This window comes from Sphingomonas sp. BK580 (assembly GCF_014194975.1).
In the GTDB taxonomy this organism is placed as follows: domain Bacteria; phylum Pseudomonadota; class Alphaproteobacteria; order Sphingomonadales; family Sphingomonadaceae; genus Sphingomonas.
In genome coordinates, this window is the sequence record NZ_JACIAY010000004.1 from 38,906 (window position 1) to 65,856 (window position 26,951).

The following is a 26,951-nucleotide window of genomic DNA, read 5'->3' on the forward strand; positions in this document are numbered from 1 at the left end:
GTCCTTGGCGCCGCCCCCGCTCAGCCGCCCTGCACCGGCGGCCGCGCGCCCGAGAGCGTGCGCGCCTTATCCTGCGCGCTCAGCACCAGCTCGGCGGCGAGCAGCGCCTGCGCCTGGTTCTGCGCGACCTCGGTGCGCTCCACCACGTCGGTGACGAACTGCGGCCCGAACGGCAGCGGCACCTTGCTGCAGTCCATGTAGCGCGTGCCCTTCTTGTCCGCGAGGAACAGGTGGTTGCCGCCGGGCCGGCCCTCGATGTCGACGTATTTGCGCAGCTCGATATAGCCCTCGGTGCCGAGGATGAAGACGCGCCCGTCGCCCCAGGTCGGCAGCCCGTCGGGCGTGTACCAGTCGACCCGGACATAGCCCGCGCCGCCGTTGCCGGTCAGCATCATGTCGCCGAAATCCTGGAACCGGGGATGCTGCGGCGTGGCGAAATTGCCGACCTGCGACGCCACCACCGAGGCCTCGGTCGAGCCGGTGTAGAAGACGAACTGGTCGGCCTGGTGGCTGCCGATGTCGGTGAGGATCCCGCCATAATATTTGACGTCCCAGAACCACTCGGGGCGGCTCGGCGCGCTGACGCGGTGCGGCGCGATGTTGATCGTCTGTACCACGCGGCCGATCGCGCCGGCATGGACCAATTCGCCCGCCTTGACCGCGGCGCGCACCTCGAGCCGCTCGGAATACATGATCGCGAACTTGCGCCTGGTCTGCGCGATCGTGCGGCGCACCTCGGCGAGCTGGTCCAGGCTGGTGATGCCCGGCTTGTCCGACAGGAAGTCCTTGCCCGCGCGCATCACGCGCACGCCCAGCGGCGCGCGCAGGTTCGGGATCGACGCGCTGGCGACGACCTGGATCGTCTTGTCGGCGAGGATCTCCTCCTCGGTGCGCGCCACCTTCACGTCGCCGTACCGCTTGCGGAAGGGGACGAGCTGCTTGGGGTCGCCCGCGTGCACCGCCACCAGCGTGCCGCCGCCGCGGATCAGCGCGTCGGTGATGGCGTAGATGTGCGAGTGGTCGAGCCCGATCACCGCAAAGCGCAGGCGGTTCTTCGCGCTCGGATCGGGGCCGGTCGGCGCGCCCTCGGCGGAGACGCCGTTGCCCGCCGAAGTCGACTGCGCCCCCGCCGCGCTGGCGAGCCCGGCGCCGACGAGCCCGGCACCGGCGAGCAGGAGGCGGCGATCGATCATGTCCATGGCAACAGGTCCTCAGGAGAAGGAAGGTCAGACGGTGACGAGGTCGGTCGGCCAGTCGAGCGCGCGGCCGGTGTCGATCGCCTGCTCGCCGAGCAGCGAGGCGACGCTGGCGTAATAGGCCTGGGCGAGCAGCCCGGGCACTTCCTTGCCGCTGCGCACCGCCTCGCCGAAGCCCTCGAACTGGAGCATCGTCTCGTCATACTCGCCCCAGCCGAGCGAGTCGCCCGGCGTGGTGACGGGCAGCTCGGGGAACCAGGTGGCGCCACCGATCGGCACGGTGTTCTTGCGCCCGGCCTGCACGTCCTTGCGCATCTTGGCGAGCGCGGGGACGGCGGCGGGCTGGACCTCCTGGTAGATGCGGCCGAGCTCGGGCTCGATCGTGCCCTTGCTGCCCTGGATCTGCTCCTCGCAGCCGTAGCGCGCGTTGTTGAGCATCGAGGTGTAGATCACCTTCCGCCCGTCCGAGTAGTCGTAGATCAGCGCGACCTGATCGTAGACCTCGCGTCCGTCTTTCCAGAAGCAGATGCTGCCCGAACCCATCACGCGCGTCGGCAGCCCGTCCATGAACCAGTTGGCGACCTGGAGCTGGTGCGTCGCCAGCTCGGTCATCAGCCCGGCCGAGCGCGCGCGGTACAGCCGCCAGTTGATCTCGCGCTCCTGCCCGCCGGCCGGGATGTCGCGGCGCCAGCTACGGTTGCGGTGCCAGCTCGCGCGGATCTGCGTGATCGTGCCGATCTCGCCCGACTTGGCGCGCTTGAGCGCGTTGAGATAGGTCGGGTTGAACAGCCGCTGGTGACCGATCTGGAGCACCTTGCCGCGCTGGCGCGCGCGCGTGACCATCGCGCCGCAGTCGGCGATCGTGCGCGCCATCGCCTTCTCGCAGAACACCGGATAGCCCGCGTCGAGCGCGTCCATCGTGTGGCGCGCGTGCAGGTCGAGCGGGGTGGCGATCACCACCGCGTCGATCCCCTTGGCGTCGAGCAGCGCGCGGTGGTCGGTGAAGACGGGCGTGTTGGCGGGCACCAGCGCGCGCGCCTTGGCCATGTGCGGCGCGAACGGGTCGCAGAGCGCGGCGACGGTGCAGTTGCGCGTCTTGTTGATGTTCTGGATCAGCGCGCGGCCGCGGTCGCCGGTGCCGATCACGCCGAGCCGCACGCGCGGGCCGCTCGCCGGCTCGGCCGCGGCGAGCGCGGTCCAGGGCGCGGCGACGCTCATGCCGACGCCCGCCGAGGCGACCAGCACGCGATCGAGGAAGGTGCGGCGCGAGAGCGCGAAATCGTCGTCGGTCATGCGGTGAGTTCCATCGGTCGGTCGGCGCGCGTCGGCGCGTCATGGGAGAAGAGGAAGCGGCGATCGGGCGCGTCCGCGCGGAGCCGGGCGAGCGCGGGCGCGTCGGCGACGAGCAGCGCGGTGCTGAGCGCCTCGGCCTCGGCACCGGTCGCGGCGACGGCGACGGCGGTGGCGCGCCGGGTGACGATCGCGCCGTCGGTGGGGCGCACCATCGCGGCGCGGCCGGGTTTCGCCGCGCCGGCGCCGACCGTGGACGAGACCGACAGCGACGCGTCGGTGAGCTCGAGCTCGGTCAGCCAGACGCCGTCGATCTCCGGGTGCGGGATCGCGAGCGGCCAGCCGCCGCCGAGCGGGTGCTCGCCGATCACCGCGATCGAGCTCTCGCCGGCGGAGAGGAAGGCCGAGGTGACGCCCGCGGCGCGCAGGACGGCGGCGGCGCGATCTAGCGCGTAGCCCTTGCCGAAGCCGCCGAAGTCGAGCGCGAGGGGGCGGGTGGCGCCGACGCGGCGCGTGGCGCGATCGACGCGGAGCGCGGACCAGCGGGAGAGGGTGATGTGGTCGCGGCTAGGCGCGCTCGTGCCCCGGCGCAGGCCGGGGCCCAGTTGGGAAGGCGGCCGTGATGATGACGCGACGCCGGCCCCGTCCCCGCTGGAGAAACGCTGGCGGGAGATCGTCTCCTCCCCCTCACGCTCCACCCCGGCGGACGCCGGGGTCCAGGTGGGGAACGCCTCGCAAGAGCCACCGAAGCCTTCCCAACTGGGCCCCGGCGTCCGCCGGGGAACAGGCTTGAAGGGATTGGCAGCGGCATCGCGCAACCCGCGCGCAGACACATCACCCCCCACGCCCGGGTCGAACAGCCCACCCGTCGCGCGCCACATCGCGTCGACCGCGAGCAGCGTCTCCCACAGCAGCGGGTCCGCGACCACCGTCTCACCCCCGCGCGCCAGCGCCCGGTTGAGCGCCACCGCGGGCGACTCGCGCCGCACCGTCAGCGAGTCCTCCACCGACTCCACCGCGGCGCGCGCGGCGGCGAGCGCGTCGGGGGCGGCGCGGCCGAACAGGTGCAGCTCGACCCGCGTGCCCATCGCGGCGAACCGCGCGACGCTCGCCTCCACCTCGCTCACCTCAGGCGCGCACCTCCCAGCCGGGCTCATAGTCGACCGACCAGAGCTTCTGCGCCGCCGCCTCGCTGGTTCTGCCGGTCGCCGGGTCGACCGTGAGCGACCCGCCGGTGCGATAGGCCATGTTGCCGAGGTGGCACAATGTCGTGCTGATATGCCCCTCCTGGATCGGCGAGTGGAGCGCCTGCTCCTGCCCGCGCACCACCGCGAGAAAATTGGCGGCGTGGAGCACGTCGAGCGCGCCCTCGCCGACCGTGCCAGTGGTCTCGGACGAGGACGCCGCCTTCACCTCGCGCAGCATCTTGCCGGCGAGGTCGTACAGCTCGAAGCCGTTGCGATCGACCACGGCCGAGCCCTTGGTGCCGAGCAGCAAGGTACCGCGCCCGCGGCCGTAGCGCAGCATGCCGTTGCAGCTCTCGCCGTCCCAGCGGATCACGCGCCCGTCGTCGTAGCCGAGCGTGAGGGCGAGCGTGTCGTACATCTCCCAGTCGTCGCCGCGGAAGAAGCGGCGGTCGCCGCGCGCGGTCACCGTCTTGGGATAGGTGACGCCCATCAGCCAGCGCGCGACGTCCAGCTCGTGCATCGCGTTGTTGCAGATCTCGCCCGTGCCGTACTTCCAGAACCAGTGCCAATTGTAGTGGACCAGGTTGGAGCGATACGGCCCGCGCGGGCGCGGCCCCTGCCACATGTTCCAGTCGAGGTTGGGCGGCGGCGCGATCTCCTCGCCCTTGCCGATCGACTTGCGGTTGTTGGCATACCAGGTCTGCGCCTCGTAGACGTCGCCCAGCTCGCCGGCGCGGATCAGGTCGAGCAGCTGGCGCGTCTCGATGCTGGAGCGCTGCTGGTTGCCGACCTGGAGCACGCGCCCGGTGCGCTGCTGCGTCGCGATCAGCGCCTCGCCCTCGGCGGGGGCGATGCCGATCGGCTTCTCGATATAGACGTTGCGCCCCGCGTCCATGCCGTCGATCGCGACCTTGGCGTGCCAGTGGTCCGGCGTCGCGACGGTGACGACGTCGACGGTCTTGCGGTCGAGCAGCTTGCGGTAATCGCCGACGGTCTTCACCTTGGTGCCGGAGCGTTCGGCGAACTCGGCGGCGCGCTTGGCGAGCACGGTCGAGTCGACGTCGGCGAAATGCGTCACCTGGACGTTGGGCTGTTTCGAGAAGGCGCTCATATGCGCCTGGCCGCGGCCGTTGACGCCGACGATGCCGACGCGGATGCGCTCGTTGGCGCCCTTGATCTGCGCGTAGCTCTTGGCGGTGAACGCCAGCGCGCCGATCGTCGCGGCGCCGCCCTTGATCATCGTTCGACGGTCGAACATCGTGGTGCCTCCCCTGGGGTGATGGTGTTCCTAGCGCTTGGTCGCCGCCCCGGCGAACGCCGGGGCCCAGTTGGGAAAGCCATGGTGAGACTCACCGTCGTCTCCCACCTGGACCCCGGCGTACGCCGGGGTGGTGGTGTTCGTAGAAGTCATCGATCGATCATCAGAACGTCCGCAGCTTGATCGAGCGGAAGTCGACCTTATCACCGTGGTCCTGCAGCAGGATGGCGCCGTCCGCGGTCTCGCCGAAGCCTGCCGCCTGCGCGAACTTGCTCTGTGCGATCAGCGCCTTCAGCTCGGCCGAGCCGCGCTCATACTCGACCACCTTGAAGCCGTTGAGCCAATGCTCGACGTGGTTGCCGCGCACCAGCACGGTGGCGCGGTTCCACTCGCCCGGCGGGTTGGCGCGCTTGCCCGGGCTGTCCGGGTCCGAGAGGTTGCGCGCCGGGATGAGGTCGTACAGCGAGGCGAGCGTGCGGTTGCCGTCGCGCCCCATCTTGGCGTCGGGGTGGCGCGCGTCGTCGAGCAGCTGATACTCGAAGCCGACGCTCGACACGCCGCCGTTCGGCCCCGGCGGCAGCAGATACTTGATCCCGCTGTTGGCGCCCTCGGAGAGGCGGAAGTCGACCGACAGCTCGAAATCCCGATAGGTCGCCGCGGTGGCGATGTCCCCGCCGCGGGCCGCCTCGCTCGCGCTCTTCTCCACCGTCAGCACGCCGTCGGCCATGGTCCAGCCGTGCGAGGGGAAACCACCGCCCTTGGCGGCGCGCCAGCCCTTCGACGAGCGCCCGTCCCACAGCAGGGTCCAGCCGGCGCGGCGCTCGGCCGCGGTGAGCGCGTTCGACTGCCAGCCCTGCTGCTCGAGCCGGTTCTCGGGCATGGCGTAGCGCTTCGGGTCCTGCGTGATGATGCGCAGGCCCTTGAAGCGCACCTCGGGCCCCTTGGCGGCGACGTCGTCGGGCAGCGCGTGGACCTGGAAGGCGAGGAAGCCGCGCGAGTCGGTGTCGTCGACGATGTCGGCGGCGGGCACGCCGTTGATGAAGGTGCGCAGCCGGTTGCCGATCGCCTCCACACGATAGTGGTTCCAGTCGCCCGAGCGGAAAGCCTTGCGCGCCGCCTCGTTGCGCCCGAGCGTGTAGAGCCACTGGCGGCGCTGCTCGTCGTACAGGCCCGCGCTCCACGCGCGCGACGAGGGGTCGATCTCGGCCTGATAGCCGAAGACCACGCCGTTGCGGTAGTCGGGGCGGCTCTGGCCGCGGATCATCATGCCCGAGTTGAGCGTGGGGTCGGTCTTGGCGTCGAACTCGACGATGAAGTCGCCGTAGAGCCGGTCCGAGACGAGCCAGCTGTTGCCCTTGCCGACCACCGCGCGGCCGACCAACTCGTCGCCGACCACTTCATAGGTGGCGTTGCCGCCGGTCCGGTGCCAGCCGGCGAGACCGGGCTTGGGCATGAGGTCCTGCCAGGGTGCGGCGGCGCTGCGCGTCGGCGCCGATTGGGCCGCCGCCACGGCGGGGAGAGTGCCGGACGACCAGGCCGTCAGCGCCAGCAACGCGAGTGTGCGAACCACCGTCTCTCCCCTCGATCATGTCCCGGGCGTCCACTCTCCCGGTTCTCGGGGGCGACGCTCTCGGGGCTAGGCGTAGATCGTGGTCGGACCACATGCAAGACCGGTGTCAGACATTTTGCCGCGGGGACGCGCTGAGAAGGCTTGACGTGCTGGCCGGTGAGGACGAGGAACAGGGTGTGCGGGCGCGGCGCAACGGGGCGCGCCGCGACGCCGAGGAGCTGACGCGCGTGGCCGAGCATGGCGGCAAATTGTACCGCAGGATCGTGCAGTCGATCGTCGCTGACATCACCGCCGGCGTCTACCCCGTCGGTGCGCGACTGCCCGCCGAGCGCGACCTGACCGAGCGCTTCGGCGTGAGCCGGCCGACGATCCGCGAGGCGATGATCGCGCTGGAGATGCAGGGGCTGGTCGAGGCACGCAAGGGCTCGGGCGTGTTCGTGCTCGCCGCCGCGACGCCGCACGTCGAGCAGGAACTCGACATCGGCGCGTTCGAGATCACCGAGGCGCGGCGTCTGCTCGAGGGCGAGGTGGCGGCGGTGGCGGCGACCGAGATCGACGCCGAGCAGCTCGCCGAGTTGCGCGGCCTGCTGGGCGACATGGCGCGCGACGAGGTGGCGGAAGACGCCGACCGCCGCTTCCATATCGCCATCGCCGAGGCGACGGGCAACGCCGTGATCATCTCGGCGGTGACCGACTTCTGGGACATGCGCTTCCGCTCGCCGCTGGCGCGCGAGGTGCTGCTCAAGGCGGGGAGTCTCGGCACCGAGAGCCGGCTCGCCGAGCACGGCCGCATCCTCGCCGCGCTGGAGGCGCGCTCGCCGATCGACGCGCGCAACGCCATGCGCGACCATCTCAGCCGCGTGATCGACTATCTGCTCGACGTCACCGAGACCGAGGCGGTGGAGCGCGCGCGCAAGGAGACCGACCAGCGCCGCCGCGCTCTGGCAAGACGGACGGTGTAAAAAGATCCTCCGCGGCACGGGGAGGGGGACCGCCGCGCGCCAGCGCGGTGGTGGAGGGGGCGCTCCACCTACGGGCTATATCGTATGCGGAAGCCCCCTTCACCACGCCCTGCGGGCGCGGTCCCCCTCCCCGCGAGCGGGGAGGAGCTTGGCACTCCTTTTCCTATAATCTGGTCAGGCCAGTTGCCAGACAGGTTCGCAGCTGTTAGCTCTTCCGCATCGACCGCACGCCGCACAGACGGCGGCGGCGCCACCAGCGCACAGCGAGCCTGAGACGAGCGTGCGCCTATTGGGAGAGGGGATGTGGGCATCTATCGTCGCCACAAATGCGCTCTGTTCGTATCGTCGAGCGCGCTCGCCGCGCTGATCGCGGGCGCCGCCGCCGCGCAGACCGCGCCGCAGGACCAGCCGTCGCCCTCCGCCACCGGCGACGTCGTCTCCGCCGGCGCCCCCGCCGCGCAGACCGCGCCGCAGGACCAGCCGTCGCCCTCCGCCACCGGCGACGTCGTCTCCGCCGGCGCCCCCGCCGCGCCGCCCGCCACCGACGCGCAGGGCACGCAGTCGCCCGTGCAGGAAGGCGGCGAGGCGCAGATCAACGACATCGTCGTCACCGGCTTCCGCGCCTCGCTCAACAGCGCGCTCAATCAGAAGCGCGCCGAGACCGCGGCGGTGGACAGCATCGTCGCCGAGGATATCGGCAAGTTCCCCGATTCCAACCTCGCCGAGTCGATGCAGCGCATCCCCGGCGTGGCGCTGTCGCGCGGCGACGGCGGCGAGGGCCGCAACATCTCGGTGCGCGGCCTCGGCGCGCAGTTCACGCGCGTCCGCATCAACGGCATGGAGGGCGTGTCGCAGGTCAGCGGCAGCGACATCCGCGGCGGCGTCGCCACCGGCCGCTCGTTCGACTTCGTCACCTTCCCGACCGAGATCTTCTCGGCGCTGTCGGTGCGCAAGACCACCTCGGCCGACGTCGAGGAGGGCTCGCTCGGCGCCACCGTCGACCTGCGCGCGCCTAAGCCGTTCGACCAGAAGAAGTCGTTCGTCTTCTCCGGCACCGCGCGCGGGATCTACAACGACATCAAGAAGGACGTCGACCCGCGCCTGTCCGCGCTCGTCTCCAAGCAGTTCGGCGACACGTTCGGCGTGCTCGCCAGCGTCGCCTATTCGAAGCGCCGCATCGACGAATATGCCTATTCGGCGGTCGATGTCGTGCCGACCACGGTCTACGGCCTCGCCCAGCCGACCGGCAGCGCCAACGCGGGCGTGATCTTCCCCTTCTGCACCCCTGTCGGCTACACCTATAACGGCGGCGCGGTGACCAGTCCCGGCGTGGGCTATACCCAGCCGAGCGGCGCCTCGATCGGCTCGGACGCCAACAATTGCAGCACCAACAACCCGCGCACCGGCACCCAGGCGGCCTATGATTATATCATGAGCCGCACCGGCGTGAACGGCCGCCCGGGCGGCGGCGTCTACCTGCCGCGCCTGCCGCGCCCGGTGCGCAGCAGCCAGGACCAACAGCGTCTCGCCGGTTCGCTGACCTTCCAGTGGAAGCCGAGCGACAATACCGACATCTCGCTCGACGGGCTCTACTCCCGCTTCAAGGTCGACCGGCTCGACACATATTTCGACGCGCGCTCGTTCGGCCGCGCGATCTCGAACAATGGCCAGCCGCTCACCTCGGTGCGCGAGATCGAGGTCGACGACAACGGCTCGCTGATCCACGGCCTGTTCGATGGCGTCGACCTGCGCTCGGAGATGCAGAGCGAGCGCTTCACCTCCGAGTATAAGCAGGCGAACCTCAACTTCGACCATCGCTTCTCGGATAGCTTCCGCGTCTTCGGTCTCGCCGGCATCAACGAGTCGCGGCTCGACGTGAACCGCCTGCAGGTGGCGATCGACTCGAACGACAGCCGCGACTGGTCGATCGACTTCCGCGACAATCCCGACATTCCCAAGATCGGCTACGGCATCGACACGACCGACCCGACCTTGTTCCAATACGGCCCGCCGCTCGCCAACGGCGACCAGCGCGGCCAGCTCTCCAATTTCATCCGCCGCAACACGATCGTCAGCAAGACCTTCGAGCTCAACGGCGACTGGAAGCCTGCCGAGGGCTTCACCGTCCAGTTCGGCGGGCAGTATCGCACGAACAAATATACCGCGCGCGAGCGCCAGCTTGCCACCAACAACCCGCTGGCGCTTCCGACCGGCGTCTCGCTCGCCGACATCACCTTCACCACCACCGGCATCGGCAAGAATCTCGACGGGCAGTTGCAGGACTTCGTCTCGATCGATCCGGACAAGTTCCGCGACGCGGTCGGGCTCGACAGCTACGTCTATTGCAGCATCGAGTGCGCCAAGGGCACCTACGGCGGCGTCGACGAGAAATACAAGTCGGGCTATTTCATGGTGAAGTTCGACACGCAGGACATCCTGCCGTTGACGCTGCGCGGTGACGCGGGCGTGCGCTACGTCCACACCAGCCTCGACACCTACGGCCCCATCACCACCGCCGCGCCGGCGGGGTCAGCCTACCCGTCGCGCTACGTGATCTCCGAGGTGGGCCGCTCCTACGAGGACTGGCTGCCGTCGATGAACCTGGCGCTGGACGTCACGCCCGACCTGATCGCACGCCTCTCCGCGGCGCGCGTGATGTCGCGGCCGTCCTACGGGCAGCTGATCCCCTCGGGCTCGGCGAATCTGGTGATCCAGACCGCCTCGTTCAGCAACCCGTTCCTCGACCCCATCCGCGCCAACACGTTCGACGCCGCGCTGGAATGGTATTTCCGCCCGGGCTCGCTGCTGTCGGTGGCGTATTTCTACAAGAACATCGAGACCTACATCCAGACGACCAGCGCCAGCGTCGCCTTCCAGGACATCGGTCTGCCGCTGTCGCTGCTCAACGGCACGCAGCTGCGCCCCGGCGATCAGTTCACCGTCCAGCGCAGCAACAACACGCCGGGCGGTCCACTGCGCGGCTTCGAGGCGAACGTGCAGCTGCCTTTCACCTTCCTGCCGGGCTTCCTCAAGAACTTCGGCGCGCTGGGCAACTTCACGCGGGTGCGCTCGAACATCAACTATATCATCTCACCGACGCTCTCGCGCACCGCGCCGCTGGTCGGCCTGTCGCCCGAGACCGCGAGCGGCACGCTCTACTATGAGGACAGCCGCTTCAGCATTCGCTCGACCGTGAACTACCGCGCCTCGTTCCTCACCGCGGTGCCGAGCGGCTCGGTCGACGCCGACTCCACCTCGAACGCCAGCTCGATCTTCGTCGACGCCTCGGCCTCGTACAACCTGACCGAGAACGTGAAGCTCATCGCGGAGGTGCAGAACATCACCAACGAGACCAACCGGCTCACCGTCGACACGGTGCGCAAGGACCCGCTCTACACCGCCTATTTCGGCCGCACCTTTGCGCTGGCGGTGAATTTCGTGTTCTGAGCCGCGAATGATGTTTCGGGGCGACAGCGAGGACGGGCGGATGGCGCGACAGGACGGGCGGGTGCGATGGATGACGCAGACGATGCGCTGGTTCGGCCCGTCCGACCCGGTCGCGCTGCGCGACATCCGCCAGACCGGCGCGACCGAGGTGGTCACCGCGCTCCACGAGGTGCCCAACGGCGCCGTGTGGAGCGCGGCGGCGATCGCCGAGCGGCGCGCGACCATCGCCGCGGCGGGGCTCGGCTGGACCGTGGTGGAGAGCCTGCCGGTCCACGAGGAGATCAAGACCCGCGGGCCGCGCTGGGACGAGCTGGTCGACGCCTATCGCGAGAGCCTGCGCCATCTCGCCGCCGCGGGCATCCGGGTCGTCACCTACAATTTCATGCCGGTGCTCGACTGGACCCGCACCGATCTCGGCTGGGAACTGCCCGACGGGGCGCGCGCGCTGCGCTACGAGCATGACGCGGCCGCCGCCTTCGACCTCTTCCTGCTGCGCCGCGCCGGCGCCGAGCGCGACTATGCCGCCGACCTGATCGAGCGCGCCGAGCGCCGCCTCGCCGGCATGGACGAGGACGCGCGACGCCGGCTGACGCGCAACATCATCGCCGGCCTGCCGGGCAGCGAGGAGAGCTTCTCGATCGAGGACTTCCGCGCCGCGCTCGCCACCTATGATGGGGTGGATGCCGCCGCGCTCCACGCCCATCACGTCGCCTTCCTGGAGGCGGTCTGCCCGGTGGCGGAGGAGCTCGGCGTGCATCTGGTGGTTCACCCCGACGACCCGCCCTTCGCGCTGTTCGGCCTGCCGCGCGTGGTCAGCACCGAGGCCGACGTCGCCGACCTGTTCGCGCGCGTGCCGAGCCGCGCCAACGGCCTGTGCTTCTGCGCCGGCTCGTTCGGCGCGCGGCCCGACAACGACCTGCCGGGCATGGTCGACCGGCTGGGCGATCGGATCGGCTTCCTCCACCTCCGCTCGGTCCAGCGCGAGGGCGGCGACGCCCGCGGGGGAACGTTCCATGAGGCGGCGCACCTCGAGGGCGACGCGGGGATGACCGCGATCGTCGCCGCGGTCCACCGTCTCCAGCAGCGCGAGGATCGCTCGATCCCGATGCGCCCCGATCACGGACATCAGATGCTCGACGACCTCTCACGCGTGACCAATCCCGGCTACTCGCTGCTCGGCCGGATGCGCGGGCTCGCCGAGCTGCGCGGCGTCGAGCGCGGCGTCGCCCATGCCACCGCCGGCGCGCGCGCGGAGGCGCTGGCATGACGCGCGCGCTCCGCCTCCACCCCGACCGGCTGTTCCCGAGCGACCCGACGCAACGCGACATCGCGCGCGCGCTCTATGCCGAGGTCGGCGGGCTGCCGATCGTCAGCCCGCACGGCCACACCGATCCGCGCTGGTTCGCCGCGGACTCGCGCTGGCAGAACGCGACCGAGCTGCTGCTCGCGCCCGATCACTACGTCTTCCGCATGCTCTACTCGCAGGGCGTCGCGCTCGACGATCTCGCCATCCCGTCGCGCGCCGGCACGCCCGCCACCGAGCCGCGGGCGGCGTGGCGCGTCTTCGCGGACCATTACCACCTCTTCCGCGGCACGCCGTCGCGGCTGTGGCTCGACCACGTCTTCGCCGAGGTGTTCGGCTTCGACGTCGCGCTGGAGGCTGGCACCGCCGACCTCTACTACGACCGCATCGAGGAGCAGCTGGCCACGCCCGCCTTCCGCGCGCGCGCGCTGTTCGATCGGTTCGGGATCGAGTTCCTCGCCACCACCGAGGGCGCGGACGATCCGCTCGACTCGCACCGTCAGATCCGCGAGTCGGGCTGGGGCGGGCGCGTCGTCACGACCTATCGCCCCGACGGCGTGATCGACGTCGAGCACGAGCAGTTCAAGCCCGCGATGGCGCGCTTCGCCGAGCTGACCGGCGAGGACGTGTGGAGCTGGCAGGGCTATCTCGCGGCGCACCGCCGGCGCCGCGCCGACTTCCGCGCCGCGGGCGCCACCGCGACCGATCACGGCCATCCCAGCGCGCGCACCGCCAACCTCTCCGGCGGCGAGGCCGAGGCGCTGTTCGGCCGCATCGCGAGCGGCGGCTGGGACGCGGCGGACGCCGAGCTGTTCCGCGCGCAGATGCTCACCGAGATGGCGAAGATGAGCGTGGACGACGGGATGGTGATGCAGCTACATCCCGGCTCGTACCGCAACCACAATCGCCGGCTGTTCGAGAGCCACGGTCGCGACAAGGGCGCCGACATCCCGCTGCGGATCGAGTTCGTGGAAGCGCTCAGGCCGCTGCTCGACGCTGTCGGCAACGATCCGCGCTTCACGCTGATCCTCTTCACGCTCGACGAGACCACCTACGCGCGCGAGCTGGCCCCGCTCGCGGGCCATTACCCCTGCCTGCGGCTCGGGCCGGCGTGGTGGTTCCACGACTCGCCGGAAGGCATGATGCGCTACCGCGAGATGACCACCGAGACCGCGGGCTTCTACAACACCGTCGGGTTCAACGACGACACCCGCGCCTTCCTCTCGATCCCGGCGCGGCACGACGTCGCGCGACGGATCGACTGCCATTATCTCGCGCGACTCGTCGCCGAGCATCGGCTCGAGGACTGGGAGGCGGCCGAGCTCGCCCGCGATCTCACCGTCGGGCTCGTGCGCAAGGCGTACAAGCTGTGAGCGGCGCGCAGCGGCTGTCGCCCGCCACCGTCGATCGGCTTCCCGCGGGCGTCGAGCGGCCCGACTACGATCGCGCGGCGCAGCAGACCGGGATCGTCCATCTCGGGCTCGGTGCCTTCCACCGCGCGCATCAGGCGGTGTACACCGACGCGGCGATGTCGGCGGGCGACCGCGACTTCGCGATCACCGGCGTGTCGCTGCGCTCGCCCGCGGTGGCCGAGGCGCTGCTGCCGCAGGACGGACTCTACACCGTGACGCAGCGCTCCGCCGCGGGCGAGCGGATCGCGCTGGTCGGCGCGCTGCGCGCGATGCTGGTGGCGCCGCGCGAGGGCGAGCGGCTGCGCGCGGCGCTCGCCGCGCCGACCACCTCGATCGTCACGCTGACCGTCACCGAGAAAGGCTACCACCGCGGCCCCGACGGCGCGCTCGACGTCGCCTCGGTCGAGGCGGCGGGGGGCACGATCTACCATCATCTGGCGCGCGCGCTCGCGGATCGCCGCGCCGCCGGCGCCGGCGGCCTCACGCTGGTGAGCTGCGACAATCTCGCGCACAACGGCGCCGCGCTCGCGGCCTCGCTCGGCGCCTGGCTCGATCGCACCGACGCGGGCCTGCGCGGCTGGTTCGAGGCGGAATGCGCCTGTCCGTCGACGATGGTCGACCGCATCGTCCCCGCCGCGCGCGATGCCGACCTGGAGCGCACCGCCGCCGCGATCGGCCTGTACGACGCCGCCGCGGTGACCACCGAGCCCTTCATGCAATGGGTGATCGAGGACCGATTCGCGACGCGCCGCCCGCGCTGGGAAGTAGCCGGCGCGCAGCTGGTCGCCGACGTCGCACCCTATGAGTTCGCCAAGCTGCGCATGCTCAACGGCGCGCACTCCGCGCTCGCTTATCTCGGGCTGGAGCGCGGGCATCAGTTCGTCCATCAGGCGGTCGCTGACCCGGCGGTTCGCGCGACGGTCGAGCCGCTCATGCGCGACGAGGCCGCCGCCAGCCTCACCCCGGCGCCCGAGCAGGACCTCGACGCCTACGCCGACGCGCTGTTCGCCCGGTTCGCCAACCCGGCGCTGCCGCACGCGCTGATCCAGATCGCGATGGACGGCTCGCAGAAGATCCCGCAGCGCTGGCTCGCGACCCTGCGCGCCAGTGCCACGAGGGACCGACGCTGCCCCGCGACACTGACCGCGCTGGCGGCGTGGCTGCGGCATGTCCGCGGCGACGGCGCGCCGGTCAACGATCCGATGGCGGAGCAGTTGGCGGCGCTGTGGCGCGAGGTCGGCGCGGATGGGATCGTCGCCGCGCTGTTCGGCGAGCGCGGGCTGTTCGCCGATCACTGGCACGCCGACGCGGAAGACCGCGCGGCACTCGACGCGAGACTGCGCGAAGGTTGAAACGAGAGGGCGGCTCGTGCCGCCGCGGGAGGGTCGAGTGAGGGCAGCAGCTGAGGTGAGTCCGCCGGCAGTGGCGCCGCGCGGGCGGGTGCGTTGGGTGATCTGCGCGCTGCTGTTCTTCGCCACGACGATCAATTACATCGACCGCCAGATCATCGGCATCCTGAAGCCGACGCTGCAGTCCGAGCTCGGCTGGACCGAGGTCGATTACGGCATGATCGTCTCCTGGTTCCAGGCGGCCTATGCGATCGGGCTGCTCGCGTCCGGCGTGATCATCGATCGGGTCGGCTCGAAGATCGGCTACGCCGCTGCGATCACGGTGTGGAGCCTCGCCGCCTTGGGCCACGCGCTGGTGCGTAGTCCGGGCGGGTTCGCGCTCGCGCGGTTCGCGCTCGGGCTGGGCGAATCCGCCAACTTTCCCGCCGCGATCAAGTCGGTCGCCGAGTGGTTCCCGAAGAGAGAGCGCGCGCTCGCCGCGGGCATCCTCAACGCCGGCGCCAACGTCGGCGCGATCGCGACGCCGATCGTCGTGCCGGTCATCGCGCTCAGCTATGGCTGGCAGGCGGCCTTCATCATCACGGGGCTGCTGGGTTTCGCCTGGCTGGCGGCGTGGCTCGCTTTCTATCGCGCGCCGGCGCAGCACCCGCGCGTCTCGTCCGCGGAACTGGCCTATATCATCTCCGATCAGCACGCCGACGAGCGCAATGCCGCGGCGCCGCGCCCGTCCTGGGCGGCGCTGTTCCGTCACCGCGGCACCTGGGCCTTCGTCGTCGCCAAGTTCATGACCGACCCGGTCTGGTACCTGTTCCTGTTCTGGCTGCCCGATTTCTTCGCCAAGCGCCACGGGCTCGACCTCAAGACCTTCGGCCCGCCGCTGATCGCGGTCTACCTGCTCGCCGACGTCGGCAGCATCGGCGGCGGCTGGCTCTCGTCCTGGCTGATCAAGCGCGGCTATAGCGTCAACGCCGGGCGCAAGCTGGCGCTGCTGGCGAGCGCGATCCTGGTGCTGCCGATCTTCTTCGCCACCACCGTGTCCAGCCTGTGGGCGGCGGTGGCGATCATCGGTGTGGCGGCGGCGGCGCACCAGGGCTGGTCGAGCAACCTCTACACGATGGTGTCGGACACCTTCTCGTCGCGCTCGGTCGCCTCGGTGATGGGGATCGGCGGCGCGGCCGGCGCGGTGGGTGGCATGATCATGGCGCGCTACGTCGGCGAGGTGCTGGAGCGGGCGGGGAGCTACCTGCCGGTGTTCGTCTGGGCGGGCAGCGCCTACCTGCTGGCGCTGCTGCTGGTCCACCTGCTGGTGCCGCGGCTGGAGGTCAGGGAGTAGGCGCTCGCCGCCCGCTGTCCGGCCTCCATTACTGGCCACATCCTGAACTCGTTTCGGGATCCACTGTCCCGCCAGCGCGCCACGCCTCGGATGCGCGACGAGCTGGATCCTGGAACGGATCCAGGATGGCGGCGGGAAGCGGCGTGAGGACGCGGGGCGCGGCCCCTCACTCCCCCGGCCGATAGCGGCGCTCGACATGGCCGGCGAGCTCGTCGGGGTAGAAGTAGATCGGCCGCAGCGCTCCGCTCGCGTACCGCTCCACCTGGTCGGCGAAGTGACGCGACGCCGGGTCGCCGCTCTGCCCGCCCGCCATCACCGCCGCCGCGCGCACCCGCGGCCCGAACGCGACCACCGCCACGAAGCTGTTGCCGCTGGTCCCGTAGTAGCGCCGCGTCTTCGGCCAGCTCTTCGCGCCGAACGAGGCGAGGCTGCCCCACTGCGCCGAGGTGAAGGGCACCGGCACGGAGGCGCGCGCGTCGTCGAAGTGCGGCACGATCGAGTCGTCGAGCCGTTGGAAGCGGTTGATCTGCCCCCAGGCTGTGCGCCACGTGCCGAAGTCGCGCGTGAGCCGCGCCACCGCCGCCTCCAGCGCGGCGAGCTTGGCCGCCGGAGTGACTCGCGTCGCGATATAGTCGGGGACGTTGAGTCGCTCGGCCTGCGCGACGTCGCCCACGTCGCGCCACAGCTGGTCACCCCAGAACACCGCGAGGCTGGTCGCGACCGACCCCGCCGCCCAGCGATGGTCCCAGCGCGCCAGCTCGGCGACGGGCGCGGCCAGTGCCGCGCGCCGCGGATCGGTCGCCGGCAGCGCCCGCCATGCCGCCGCCAGCGGCGGTAGCAGCCGCGCGAACGCGGGCAGGTAGGAGTCGTAGGCCGCGGCGCGCAGCGTCTCGGGCGTCCAGCCGCTCTTGCCCTCGAGCAGCAGGTCGGCGTGCTCGCCGCGCGCGTTGCCGCCGGTCTGGTCCATGTAGCGCGGATAGTCGGCCGCGCGCGGGCTGTCGGCGCCCGCCGCGCTCCACGGCCAGTCGTTGGTGTTGTGGACCCACCCGGTGCGCGGGCGGAGAACACTCGGCAGCGTGGCGAGCGCGTGCAGGCCGTGCCAGTCGGTCCGCGGGTCGCTGCCGTCGACCGGGCGGGTGTAATCGAAACGGTCGTCGCGGCGCGGCATGAACTGCGGCATCAGGAAGGCGATCTCGCCCTTGTCGTCGGCGAAGATCGTGTCGTTCGAGGAGTTGGCCTTGCGCTCGGCGACCTGAAGGTAGGCGGCGAGGTCGGTGGCGCGGGTGCGCAGCCAGCTCTGCTCGAGCGCGGGGCGCGGTCGCCACATCAGCGCGGTCGCGATCCAGCGACCGTCGCGCGCCGCGGTGATCGGGCCGTGATGCGTCCGCCACGTCGTGAAGCGCCGCTCCGCCATCGTCCCGTCCGCGCGACGGTAGCGCAGCGTGACCGGTCGCGCCGTGACCGGTCGCCGGGCCGTGCCATAGCGGTACGCCCAGCCGGCGCCGCGGCGCTCCACCCGCTCCGCGAACTCGTCGACGTTGTCCACGGTCGACGAGGTGTGCATCCAGCCGGCGTGCGCGTTGAAGCCCTGGTAGACGAAGAACTGGCCCCAGGTGCTCGCACCATAGACATCCAGCCCGGTGTCGCTGCTCAGCTGCGCCTCGGAGCGGAAGTAGAAGCTGGTGTGCGGGTTGATCAGCAGCAGGGCGTGGCCGTCGCGGGTGAGCCGCGGCGCGATCGCGATGCCGTTCGAGCCCGACGGCTCGCGCGGTACCACGCCGCGCTCCTCCGGCGTGGGCGGGGTCGGGCGATCGTAGAAGCTGCGCAGGGCACTCAGCGGGATACGCTCGACGTCGCCGCCGATGCTGCCCTCGGTGAAGCTCAGCACCATCCACGGCTCGTAGCGGGTGAGCACGCGCGGCCGCACCGCGGGATGGGTGGCGAGATAGAAGTTGAGCCCGTCCGCCCAGGCCTGGGCCAACGCGCGCAGCCACGGCGGGCAGGCGGCATAGTCCGCGCGCAGCTCGGCCTCGTCGACGAACAGCCGCTGGCGCAGGTCGGCCCAGAGCGCGGACTCGCCCTCGGCCTCGGCGGTGCGGCCGAGCGCGGTGAGATAATTGGCTTCGACGCGCGTGAGATCGTCCTCGGCCTGGGCGTAGCTCAGCGCGAACACCGCGTCGGCGTCGCTGCGGCCATGGACGTGCGGGATGCCCCAGTCGTCGCGCGTGATCGTCGCCGCACCGGCATGGCGGCGCCAGCGCGCGGCGTCGGGCCCGGCGGCATCGGCCGGCGCGACGAGCGCGAGCAGCGCGACGAACGCGGCGAACCGCGGGAGGGGCGATCGGCAGGGCCGGGGAGGGAGAGCGCTCACCGGCCCGAGGATAGCCGCGTCGCCGGCGCTGGCAACGCCGCGATCGCAGGTGCCCATCGCCATCATCATCGCTGGTTCTTCCTCGGATAAGTCAGTAGCCTAGAAAGAAGCGGGTGCGATCGGGCGCGCCCGTGCGAGACAGGGGGCCGAGCGCGCGTGGGGAGGATCGACGCATGAGGCGCTCGCTCGCTCTACTCGTGCTCGCGGGCGTGATCCCGATCGTGGCGCTGGGGGGCACCTTCGGCGCGCTGACGCTGCGCAGCGAGCGCGAGGCGGTCGCGGCGCGCGGCCGCACCGACGCCAACCTCGCCGCCGCGTTGGTGTCGCAGACGCTGCGCAGCAACCTCGCCGCGGTCGAGATGGTGGCGCAATCGCCCGCGCTCGACGGCGGCGCGCCGGATGTGGCGCGGTTCGCGACATTGGCGCACCGCATCTTGGCGAACCAGCGCGACTGGCACGCGATCGCGCTGACCGACGCGACCGGGCGCGTGCTGTTCAGCACCCTGCGCGCCGATGGCGCGGCGTCACCGCTCGACGCCTTCGACGCCGCGGCGCTGCGGCGGCTGCGCGACCAGGGCGAACCGCAGGTCGGCACCTTCTTCACCGCCCCCGACGGCGTGCGAGCCTTCCCGGTCGCCGCGCCGGTCGGCCGGGCCGGGCACGTGCGCTACGTCGTGGCGGCGCTGGTACCCGCGGCGCGGCTCGAGCGGCTGCTCCGCGTCGAGCCGCTCGCGCCGGGCTGGACCGCCTCGGTCATCACCGCCGCCGGCCCCGCGCTGCTGGTGCCGCGCGGCGCCGCGCCGCTCATCCACATCGACCCGCGCCCGGTCGAGCTGTGGATGCCGGTGAGCGGCGCACGCTGGTCGATCCGCATCACCGCGCCGGCGCAGGCGTTCCTCGTCCCGGTCCGGCGTGCCGTGCTGCTGCTGCTCGCCGCGGCGGCGCTGTGCATCCTGCTGCTGGGGCTGCTCGCGCGGCTGCTCGCGGTCGAGCTGCGCCAGCAGCGCAGTCGCGACGCCTCCGAGCTGCAGCGCCAGCGCATGGAGACGCTCGGCCGGCTGACCGGCGGCGTCGCGCACGACTTCAACAACCTGCTAACGCCGATCATGATCAGCCTGGAGCAGCTGCGGCGCCACGCCGCCGACGCCGCGTCGACGCGCCACGTCGACGTCGCCATGGCCGGCGCCGAGCGCGCGCGCCTGCTGGTCAGCCGGCTGCTCGCTTTCTCGCGCCAGCAGCAGCTGTCGCCCGAGCCGGTCGAGCTCGCCGCGCTGGTCGACGGGCTCATGGACCTGATCGAGAAATCGCTGCCTTCCGCCATCACGATGACGGTCGCGGTCGCGCCCGAGCGCTGCGCCGCCGAGGCCGATCGCGGGCAGCTCGAACTCGCCATCCTCAACCTCGTGATCAACGCGCGCGACGCCATGCCCGACGGCGGCGAGCTGCGCCTCTCCGTCGCGCGCGCGGAGCCGCGCCACACCGCGGGCCTGGCCGCGGGTGACTATGTCGCGATCACCGTCTCCGATACGGGCAGCGGCATGGACGCGGCGACGATCGCGCGCGCGATCGATCCCTTCTTCACCACCAAGCCGATCGGCAAGGGCACCGGCCTGGGCCTGTCGATGGTCGACGGCTTCGCCTCGCAGTCGGGCGGCGCCTTCGTGCTCGAGAGCGCGCCGGGCCGCGGGACGAGCGCGCGCATCCTGCTGCCGTGCAGCGCGCGCGCGCCGGTCACGCCGCCGACCGCCGCCGCGGTGACGCAAGAAGGTACGCTGACGATCCTGCTGGTCGACGACGACCACCGCGTGCGCCGCGCCAGCGCCGAGGTGCTCGCCGAGGCCGGTCACGCGGTGCTCGAGGCGGCGGACGTGGACGCGGCGTTGGCGCTGCTGGCCACGCGCGGGGCGGTCGACGTGGTCGTGACCGACTATATCATGCCCGGTCGCTCGGGTGCCGAGCTGGTCGAGCAGGTGCGCGCCGAATGGCCGCGCGCGGCGGTGCTGATGGTGACCGGTCACGTCGAGGACGATGGCGCGCTGCCCGATGGCGTCGAGCTGCTGCGCAAGCCCTATCGCGGCGCCACGCTGCTGGCGGCGGTGGAGCAGGCGGCGCAGCAGCGCGGCAGGTGAGGGGCGCCGCGGCGGGTGACTTATCTCCGTGCCGATGCGCCCGGATCCAGCGCTGGCGCGTTGATGGGTCGAGCGGACGCGAACGACAGTCACGACGATGGGCCAGCGTGTGTTCGCTGCCGGTGGTCGCGGCCGACGCATCCGCCCCGGCACGGGGCTTCTCCCGCACCGGCGAGGAGGAGCCGATCATGCGCGACAGCGAGACCTTCACCGCCAATGCCGCGCGCTGCCGCGAGGAAGCGGACGCGGCGACGCTCGACAACGTGCGCGACCGCTGCCTGCGTGCCGAGGCCGCCTGGGTCGCGATGGCGTCGCGCAGCCGCCGCTCGGAGAGAGCGCGCGACGAGCGGGTCGCGACCGTCGCCTAGGCGGCGCGATCAGGCGCCGCCGCGCTCGCGCGTGAGACGACGCACCGTCGAGACGAGCTCGGCGAGCTTCGGGTCGCGGATCGGCTCCGCCACCCGCAACTCGCGGCTGCGCCCGTCGATCGTCAGCCCGATCGTATAGGTGCGCGCGTCCGGGCGCGGTGCGGCGGGTTGGGGCGTGCAGTCGAAGAAGGCAGCCTCGTCGGCGAGCCGCGCCAACGCGGCGCGCTCGTCACCGGGCAGCCGCTCGAGCGGCACGCACGAGTCGGTGGCGCGGCCCGGTAGATGCGCGAAGCCGCCCTCCACCCGCATCCGCGCCTCGCCGCCGCACCCCGACCCGTCCGCCATCAGCTCACCCCGACATCGCTCCACGCCGTACCGACCGCGCTCGCCTCGGCACTGCCCGCGCCGTACAATCGCCCGGCCACGTCCACCGTCACCCGCGCGAACGCGGCGAAGTCGGTGTTGGCCCTGACATTGGGGTCGAGCAGCGCATTATACCAGATCGTGCCGGCGCGGTCCCAGGCATTGCCGCCGATCGCCGACGCGGCGAGGTAGAAGGCACGGTTGGGGATGCCCGAGTTGATGTGGACTCCGCCATTGTCCTGGTTGGTGCGGACGAAGTCGTCCATGTGCGCGGGCTGAGGATCCTTGCCGAGCACGGGATCGTCGTAGGCCGTGCCCGGCGCCTTCATCGAGCGCAGCGCGCTGCCCTTCACCTTGGGCGTGAACAGCCCCTCGCCGATCAGCCAGTCGGCCGCGGCCGCGTCCTGGCCGAGCGCCTTCTGCTTGACCAGCGAGCCGAACACGTCCGAGATGCTCTCGTTGAGCGCGCCCGACTGGTTGAAATAGGCGAGCCCCGCCTCCTTCTCGGTGACGCCGTGGGTCAACTCGTGGCCGATCACGTCGAGCGCGAGCGTGAAGCGGTTGAACAGCTCCCCGTCGCCGTCGCCGAACACCATCTGCGTGCCGTCCCAGAAGGCGTTGTCATAGTCCTGGTCATAGTGGACGGTGGCGTCGAGCGGCAGGCCGGCGTCGTCGATCGAGTTGCGCTGATAGGCCTCCCAATAGAGCGCGAAGGTGGCGCCGAGCCCGTCATAGGCCTCGTCCGCGGCGGGGTCGCCGGTGGGCGCGTCGCCCTCGCGGCGAACGACGGTGGCGCCGGGTGCCTCGGGCCTGTGCTGGGCGTCCCGGATCGTGCGGAGCGGGCTGGGGGTGAGGATGTTGCCGGCAGCGCTGCGCAGCCGCGCGACGCTGCCCAGCACCGGCCCCGCGGTGGTGGCGCGGACGATGCGGATCGAGGGATCGACCAGCAGCGCGCGGATCGCCGTGCCGCGCAGTTCGGGCGGACCGTGCTCGGCGATGCGCGAGAGGATGTAGGGGGGAAGGATGCAGTGGAGCGAGTGGCGGTGGGTGAGCGTGCACATCGGCGTCTCTCCTTGGCAGATCAGCGGCGGGCGCGGCGCAGCCACAGCGGCGCGAGCGCGACCCAGATGATGGTGACGAACGCGAGCAGCTGGCGCGTCTGTTCGGCGCCACCGGGCAGGTAGCCGAACCCGCCGAGCGCGGCGGCGTAGAGCAGGAAGGAGGCCAGCGCGACCGCGATCGCGGCGGCGTCGGGCTGGCCGCCGCTGTCCTGCGTGCCGAACCAGCGCAGCGCGACGACGAAGACGCCGATCACCGCGATCAGGATCAGCCGCACCGATCGGTCCTCGCCCGCGATGCCCGTGGCGAGCGGGTAGAGCGCCACCGCCTCGACCGGGAAGAGCTTGGCCACGCTGGTGTAATATGGCTCGATCGGCGCCGCCGTGGGGAGCGGCGCGAGAACCTGCCGCGTCGGCTCGTCGCGGGCGCGGTCGAGCCGCAGTGCCCCGCGCAAGAGGGCGGCGGATCGGGCGGGGGCGGCGATCCCGGGCGGCTCGGCGCGCAGCGCGGCGGTCGCGCGCGATACCGCGGCGGCGTAGCGCTCCACCGCGACGTCGGTGGGCATCAGCCGCTCGCCCTCGCGCCGCGCCTCGATCGAGCGGTCGAGCACCGCGGCGAACACCGCGGCGTCGCCCGGCACGGTGATCAGTGTCGCCGCGAAATGGTCGAGCGCGTCGCCCAAGGCGGTGCGCAGCCCGAACAGCCGGTCGAAATAGCGCGGCAGGAAGCGCCCGTCGGCGACGTAGGATTGCACCTGCTCGGCGAGCGCGTCGGTGGCGGCGAGCGCCTCGGCATAGCGGGTCATGCCGTCCTCCTCACAGCGGGCGCGCGACGGTGGCGACCAGTGCGAGCGCGCGCGCGATCCGGTCGAGGTTGAGTTTGGCCGCGGCGCTGCGCTGCGCGGGGGTCAGTCGCCCCGACAGCGCCGCGCGGAGATCGGCCTGGGCGGTGGACGCCAGCGCCAGCGCGTCCGCCACCGCCGCGGCGCGCGCCGGGCCGGTGCGCGCCGCCTCGCGTGCGGCGAACACGCGCGCGGCGAGCTGCTCGCGCTGTTCGGCGGTGAGGTCGGCGCGGTGGCGCAGATAGGTGCGGAACAAGGCGTTACCGTAGAGGTCGTCGGCGCTGCGGGCGGCGGTACGGCCCCAACCCTCGACCTCGCCGCGCAGCTCGGCCAACGCGCGGTCGACCGCATCGCCGCGCTCCTCCACCAGCGCGCGGACCTTGCCGGCGGTGCGCGCCTCGCGCGCGAGCTCGGCGGCGAAGGCGGCGAGCGCGACTAGCCCCTGGCCGCGCGGTGCCGCCGGATCGGCGTCGGCCACGCCCGCCGCGGCCGCGACGCGGCCGACCCGCTCGGCGAAGGCGGTCAGCTCGGCGGAGACGTCGGTCGTGGGGGCGGCGACGACCGTCGCCAGCGCCTCGACATAGTCGCCCACCGCGGCGAGCAGCGCGACGCGCGGTTCGAGCAGCGCGCGCGGGCTGGTGCCGACGTCGATGCTGAGCGCGGCATAGCCGGGCGCTGGCGTGTCGCCCTCGGGGCAGAGCGGCGCCGGCGACGCACCGGCGCCGGTCGGCACCTGGAGGCGCAGCGGCGTGGCGGGCAGGCAGCTGGGGTCGCTGGCGACCAGCGCCGCGGCGGCTTCGCGCCGGCGCTGCTCGACCGAGTCGAGATAGGCGGCGGTGGCGGTGAGCGCCTCGCGCCCGCGCGCGGCGACATCGGTCGCCGCCTGGGCGCGCAGGGCGTTGGTCGCGCAGCCGGTGAGCAGCAGCGCGGCGGCGAGCGCGGCGGTGGGCGGGACGGGTCGGCGCATGGCGGGCGGCTTACCTCCATCTCAGCGGGCGAGATCACCGAATCGGGTCACGTCGCCGATCCCATGTTCCATGCCTGTTCCATGTAGGACAGCGCAAAGCGGTGGGTCGCGGCGGAAAAGGCGCGGCGGGACGATGGCGAGCAGCGGTGGACGGCGGAACGCGTCGGGATGCGTCGCGCTTGGACAGTCTCGGAGCTGGTACCCGACCTCCCGCACCCACCTCGGCGGACGCCAGGGTGGTGGTTGGTCATGTACTCTCCCAGCGATTCGCAGGAGCCGCCATGCCTTTCCACCCACCCGGTCCCCTCGGTTTCGGCGGCGCGCCGCTCGGCAATATGTATGAGGTCGTCGACGAGGCGATCGCGACCGATGCGCTGCGCGCCGCCTGGGACAGCGGCGTGCGCTATTTCGACACCGCGCCGCATTACGGCAGCGGCCTGTCCGAGCACCGCTTCGGCGCGGTGCTGCGCGACTATCCGCGCGATGAGTTCGTCCTGTCCACCAAGGTCGGTCGGCTGCTCCGCCCCGACTCTAGCCGGCCCGAGAACCCGCCGTTCCGGCACGGCCTGCCGTTCCGCGTCGAGCCCGATTACGGCTATGACGCCACCTTGCGCTCGATCGAGGACAGCCTGCAGCGGCTCGGGCTGGCGCGGATCGACGTCGCCTTCGTCCACGACCTCGCCGCCGACCATCTCGGCGACGCCTGGGAGGAGCAGTTCGCGCTCGCCGAGCGCGGCGCCTTCCGCGCGCTCGCCGCGTTGCGCGACCAGGGCGTGATCCGCGGCTGGGGGCTGGGCGTCAACCTCGTCGAGCCGTGCCTGCGTGCGCTGGAACGGGCCGACCCCGACGTCTTCCTGCTGGCGGGGCGCTACAGCCTGCTCAACCAGCCGGCGCTCGACCGCTTCTTCCCGCTGTGCGAGGAGCGCGACGCCGCGGTGGTGATCGGCGGCCCGTACAATTCGGGGCTGCTCGCGGGCGGTACCACCTTCGAATATGCCGAGGCGCCGCGCGAGATGATCGAGCGGCGCGACCGGATCGCGGCGGTGTGCGCGCGTCACGGCGCCGACCTACGCGCCGTCGCGCTCCAGTTCTGCGCCGCTCCCAACGTTGTGGCCGCGGTGATCCCGGGCGCCAAGCGCGCCGAGAAGGTGCGCGAGAATGCGCGGCTCATGACGACGCCGCTGCCGGCGGCGCTGTGGAGTGAATTGCGCGCGGACGGGCTGATCCCCGACGCGGCGCCGGTGCCGAGCGAGGGAGTCAGCGCATGAAGGTCGGGTTCATCGGTCTGGGTCAGATGGGCGGCGCGATGGCGCGCAACCTGCTGAAGGCGGGGCATGAGGTCAGCGTGTGGAACCGCTCCGCCGACAAGGCGGCGCCGCTGACCGAGGCGGGGGCGCGTGCCGCCAGCTCGCCCGCCGACGCCGCGCAGGGCGAGGTGGTGATGACGATGCTGGCCGACGATCGCGCGGTCGAGGCGGTCGTGTGGGGCGAGGACGGGATCGCCGCGGCGCCCGCGCTCCACGTCTCGCACAGCACGATCGGGGTCGCGCTGGCGGAGCGGCTCGCCGCCGAGTCCAGGGCTGGGGGCTATGTCTCGGCGCCGGTGTTCGGGCGACCACCGGCAGCCGAGGCGGGCAAGCTGTTCGTCGTGGCGGCCGGCGAGGACGCCGCGATCGACCGCGCGCAGCCGCTGTTCGACGCGATCGGGCAGCGCACCTTCCGCGTCGGCGAGCGCGCCCCTGCCGCCAACCTCGTCAAGCTCAGCGGCAATTTCATGATCATGGCCGCCGTCGAGGCGATGGCCGAGGCGATGACGCTGGCCGAGCGCGGCGGCGTGGCGCGCGCCGCGCTGCTCGAGATCCTGACCGAGACGCTGTTCGGCGCGCCGGTCTATCGCACCTACGGCGAGTTGCTGGTGCGGGACGAGTTCCGCCCCGCCGGTTTCCCGGCACCACTCGGGCTGAAGGACATGACGCTCGCCGACGCCGCGGCGACCGCCTACCGCGTGCCGATGCCGCTGCTGGGGATCGTGCGCGACCATCTGCGCGGCACGATCGCGGCGGAGGGCGAGGACATCGACTGGTCCGCGATGGCGCTGGCGCTGCGCCGCGGCGCTGGCATGTGAGTCGGGCCGGCGCCCGCCGCTACGCTGCCGCCGACTCCGCGCCGAGCAGCCACGCCTCGGCCTGCTCGACCGTCTCGAAATAGCAGGCCGCGCGCTCGGCCGCGGCGCGGCGGATCTGCGATCGCGCGAGCGAGCGGGCGACCACGAAGGCGAGGCGCCGCGAGGCGTGACGCGGGTCGGCGAGCACGGCGCGGAACTCGGCGACGCTGCCCTGTGCCTGGATATCCATGTCCCGGATGTCGACGAGGGTGACGTGCGCGTTGGCGCCGCAGGTGAGCAGCGCGTGGGCGGCGTCACGCGCGGCGACGAAGCGGGCGATCGCGGCGGCGTCGAAGAAGCCCGACATGGTGATGCGCACCAGCGCGCGCGGCACGTCGACCTGGATGAGGAAATGCGCGGTCATCGCCGCGTGGCATAGCCA

The 26,951-nt window shown here is 71.9% G+C and carries 21 protein-coding genes; 10 read left to right on the top strand and 11 right to left on the bottom strand.

The genetic code is table 11. The annotated features are described in order from the left end of the window. Window positions 1-20: 20 nt before the first annotated feature. The 5 genes from FHY05_RS09095 to FHY05_RS09115 form a co-directional block, all read right to left on the bottom strand. Window positions 21-1,199, bottom strand: a complete 1,179-nt coding sequence (locus FHY05_RS09095) for a Gfo/Idh/MocA family protein (RefSeq protein ID WP_183944084.1) — start codon at window positions 1,197-1,199, stop codon at window positions 21-23. 27 nt (window positions 1,200-1,226) lie between these two features. Next, window positions 1,227-2,489, bottom strand: a complete 1,263-nt coding sequence (locus tag FHY05_RS09100) for a Gfo/Idh/MocA family protein (RefSeq protein WP_183944085.1) — start codon at window positions 2,487-2,489, stop codon at window positions 1,227-1,229. After that, window positions 2,486-3,613 (bottom strand): FAD:protein FMN transferase, encoded by a 1,128-nt coding sequence (locus tag FHY05_RS09105; RefSeq protein ID WP_183944086.1) that lies wholly within the window; start codon window positions 3,611-3,613, stop codon window positions 2,486-2,488. Before FHY05_RS09105 ends, FHY05_RS09100 begins: the two co-directional genes overlap by 4 nt. A gap of 1 nt (window position 3,614) precedes the next feature. Further along, window positions 3,615-4,931 (bottom strand): Gfo/Idh/MocA family protein, encoded by a 1,317-nt coding sequence (locus FHY05_RS09110; protein ID WP_183944087.1) that lies wholly within the window; start codon window positions 4,929-4,931, stop codon window positions 3,615-3,617. Between the two features lie 163 nt (window positions 4,932-5,094). Then, window positions 5,095-6,501, bottom strand: a complete 1,407-nt coding sequence (locus FHY05_RS09115) for a DUF1080 domain-containing protein (RefSeq protein WP_311732421.1) — start codon at window positions 6,499-6,501, stop codon at window positions 5,095-5,097. 146 nt (window positions 6,502-6,647) lie between these two features. Between FHY05_RS09115 and FHY05_RS09120 the strand changes: the two genes are divergently transcribed. The 6 genes from FHY05_RS09120 (at window position 6,648) to FHY05_RS09145 (ending at window position 16,307) form a co-directional block, all read left to right on the top strand. Then, entirely contained in the window at window positions 6,648-7,463 is an 816-nt protein-coding gene (locus tag FHY05_RS09120; RefSeq protein ID WP_311732422.1) for a FadR/GntR family transcriptional regulator, read from the top strand. Between the two features lie 303 nt (window positions 7,464-7,766). Then, entirely contained in the window at window positions 7,767-10,910 is a 3,144-nt protein-coding gene (locus FHY05_RS09125; RefSeq protein WP_183944089.1) for a TonB-dependent receptor, read from the top strand. A gap of 40 nt (window positions 10,911-10,950) precedes the next feature. After that, a complete protein-coding gene (gene uxuA / locus FHY05_RS09130) occupies window positions 10,951-12,177 on the top strand; it encodes a mannonate dehydratase (RefSeq protein ID WP_260181437.1) in 1,227 nt (408 codons plus the stop codon). Then, complete coding sequence (gene uxaC / locus FHY05_RS09135) at window positions 12,174-13,586, top strand: glucuronate isomerase (RefSeq protein ID WP_183944090.1); 1,413 nt, start codon at window positions 12,174-12,176, stop codon at window positions 13,584-13,586. The genes uxuA and uxaC overlap by 4 nt, the downstream gene beginning before the upstream one ends. Continuing rightward, window positions 13,583-14,977 (top strand): mannitol dehydrogenase family protein, encoded by a 1,395-nt coding sequence (locus tag FHY05_RS09140; RefSeq protein WP_183944091.1) that lies wholly within the window; start codon window positions 13,583-13,585, stop codon window positions 14,975-14,977. The genes uxaC and FHY05_RS09140 overlap by 4 nt, the downstream gene beginning before the upstream one ends. 37 nt (window positions 14,978-15,014) lie before the next feature. Further along, on the top strand, window positions 15,015-16,307 hold the full coding sequence (locus FHY05_RS09145) for an MFS transporter (RefSeq protein ID WP_311732423.1): 1,293 nt from the start codon (window positions 15,015-15,017) through the stop codon (window positions 16,305-16,307). A 166-nt stretch (window positions 16,308-16,473) separates the two neighbouring features. Here FHY05_RS09145 and FHY05_RS09150 read toward each other — a convergent pair whose 3' ends face one another. Next, window positions 16,474-18,747, bottom strand: a complete 2,274-nt coding sequence (locus FHY05_RS09150) for a penicillin acylase family protein (protein WP_260181438.1) — start codon at window positions 18,745-18,747, stop codon at window positions 16,474-16,476. A gap of 104 nt (window positions 18,748-18,851) precedes the next feature. Here FHY05_RS09150 and FHY05_RS09155 point away from each other — a divergent pair, with 104 nt between their 5' ends. Next, window positions 18,852-20,807 (top strand): ATP-binding protein, encoded by a 1,956-nt coding sequence (locus FHY05_RS09155; RefSeq protein ID WP_183944093.1) that lies wholly within the window; start codon window positions 18,852-18,854, stop codon window positions 20,805-20,807. Between the two features lie 188 nt (window positions 20,808-20,995). Then, window positions 20,996-21,175, top strand: coding sequence for a hypothetical protein (locus FHY05_RS09160; protein ID WP_183944094.1), 180 nt, complete (start codon window positions 20,996-20,998; stop codon window positions 21,173-21,175). A gap of 9 nt (window positions 21,176-21,184) precedes the next feature. Here the strand turns inward: FHY05_RS09160 and FHY05_RS09165 are convergent, their stop codons facing one another. The 4 genes from FHY05_RS09165 to FHY05_RS09180 are packed head-to-tail and all read right to left on the bottom strand — an operon-like array spanning window position 21,185 to window position 24,405. Continuing rightward, the gene (locus FHY05_RS09165; RefSeq protein WP_183944095.1) at window positions 21,185-21,520 is read right to left on the bottom strand and encodes a protealysin inhibitor emfourin; all 336 of its coding nucleotides are present in this window, start codon (window positions 21,518-21,520) and stop codon (window positions 21,185-21,187) included. Beyond that, a complete protein-coding gene (locus FHY05_RS09170) occupies window positions 21,520-22,599 on the bottom strand; it encodes a M4 family metallopeptidase (protein ID WP_183944096.1) in 1,080 nt (359 codons plus the stop codon). The genes FHY05_RS09165 and FHY05_RS09170 overlap by 1 nt, the downstream gene beginning before the upstream one ends. A 20-nt stretch (window positions 22,600-22,619) precedes the next feature. After that, window positions 22,620-23,402 carry a hypothetical protein gene (locus FHY05_RS09175; RefSeq protein ID WP_183944097.1) on the bottom strand — a complete coding sequence of 261 codons (783 nt, stop codon included), beginning with the start codon at window positions 23,400-23,402 and terminating at the stop codon, window positions 22,620-22,622. A 10-nt stretch (window positions 23,403-23,412) separates the two neighbouring features. Next, complete coding sequence (locus FHY05_RS09180; RefSeq protein ID WP_183944098.1) at window positions 23,413-24,405, bottom strand: hypothetical protein; 993 nt, start codon at window positions 24,403-24,405, stop codon at window positions 23,413-23,415. 281 nt (window positions 24,406-24,686) lie between these two features. On the opposite strand from FHY05_RS09180, the gene FHY05_RS09185 reads away from it, so the two are divergent. Beyond that, window positions 24,687-25,673 carry an aldo/keto reductase gene (locus FHY05_RS09185; protein ID WP_183944099.1) on the top strand — a complete coding sequence of 329 codons (987 nt, stop codon included), beginning with the start codon at window positions 24,687-24,689 and terminating at the stop codon, window positions 25,671-25,673. Next, window positions 25,670-26,530 carry an NAD(P)-dependent oxidoreductase gene (locus FHY05_RS09190; RefSeq protein ID WP_183944100.1) on the top strand — a complete coding sequence of 287 codons (861 nt, stop codon included), beginning with the start codon at window positions 25,670-25,672 and terminating at the stop codon, window positions 26,528-26,530. Before FHY05_RS09185 ends, FHY05_RS09190 begins: the two co-directional genes overlap by 4 nt. A gap of 19 nt (window positions 26,531-26,549) precedes the next feature. Here FHY05_RS09190 and FHY05_RS09195 read toward each other — a convergent pair whose 3' ends face one another. After that, window positions 26,550-26,933: a hypothetical protein gene (locus FHY05_RS09195; RefSeq protein ID WP_183944101.1), complete on the bottom strand. Its 384-nt coding sequence runs from the start codon at window positions 26,931-26,933 to the stop codon at window positions 26,550-26,552. Window positions 26,934-26,951 lie beyond the last annotated feature (18 nt).

Excerpts from the sequence above, each read along its gene's own strand:
- FHY05_RS09095 (WP_183944084.1), bottom strand. The coding sequence starts at position 1,199 with ATGGACATGATCGATCGCCGCCTCCTGCTCGCCGGTGCCGGGCTCGTC.
- FHY05_RS09100 (WP_183944085.1), bottom strand. The coding sequence starts at position 2,489 with ATGACCGACGACGATTTCGCGCTCTCGCGCCGCACCTTCCTCGATCGC.
- FHY05_RS09110 (WP_183944087.1), bottom strand. The coding sequence starts at position 4,931 with ATGTTCGACCGTCGAACGATGATCAAGGGCGGCGCCGCGACGATCGGC.
- uxuA (WP_260181437.1), top strand. The coding sequence starts at position 10,951 with ATGGCGCGACAGGACGGGCGGGTGCGATGGATGACGCAGACGATGCGC.
- uxaC (WP_183944090.1), top strand. The coding sequence starts at position 12,174 with ATGACGCGCGCGCTCCGCCTCCACCCCGACCGGCTGTTCCCGAGCGAC.
- FHY05_RS09150 (WP_260181438.1), bottom strand. The coding sequence starts at position 18,747 with ATGATGATGGCGATGGGCACCTGCGATCGCGGCGTTGCCAGCGCCGGC.
- FHY05_RS09155 (WP_183944093.1), top strand. The coding sequence starts at position 18,852 with ATGAGGCGCTCGCTCGCTCTACTCGTGCTCGCGGGCGTGATCCCGATC.
- FHY05_RS09160 (WP_183944094.1), top strand. The coding sequence starts at position 20,996 with ATGCGCGACAGCGAGACCTTCACCGCCAATGCCGCGCGCTGCCGCGAG.
- FHY05_RS09165 (WP_183944095.1), bottom strand. The coding sequence starts at position 21,520 with ATGGCGGACGGGTCGGGGTGCGGCGGCGAGGCGCGGATGCGGGTGGAG.
- FHY05_RS09170 (WP_183944096.1), bottom strand. The coding sequence starts at position 22,599 with ATGTGCACGCTCACCCACCGCCACTCGCTCCACTGCATCCTTCCCCCC.
- FHY05_RS09175 (WP_183944097.1), bottom strand. The coding sequence starts at position 23,402 with ATGACCCGCTATGCCGAGGCGCTCGCCGCCACCGACGCGCTCGCCGAG.
- FHY05_RS09180 (WP_183944098.1), bottom strand. The coding sequence starts at position 24,405 with ATGCGCCGACCCGTCCCGCCCACCGCCGCGCTCGCCGCCGCGCTGCTG.
- FHY05_RS09185 (WP_183944099.1), top strand. The coding sequence starts at position 24,687 with ATGCCTTTCCACCCACCCGGTCCCCTCGGTTTCGGCGGCGCGCCGCTC.
- FHY05_RS09190 (WP_183944100.1), top strand. The coding sequence starts at position 25,670 with ATGAAGGTCGGGTTCATCGGTCTGGGTCAGATGGGCGGCGCGATGGCG.
- FHY05_RS09195 (WP_183944101.1), bottom strand. The coding sequence starts at position 26,933 with ATGACCGCGCATTTCCTCATCCAGGTCGACGTGCCGCGCGCGCTGGTG.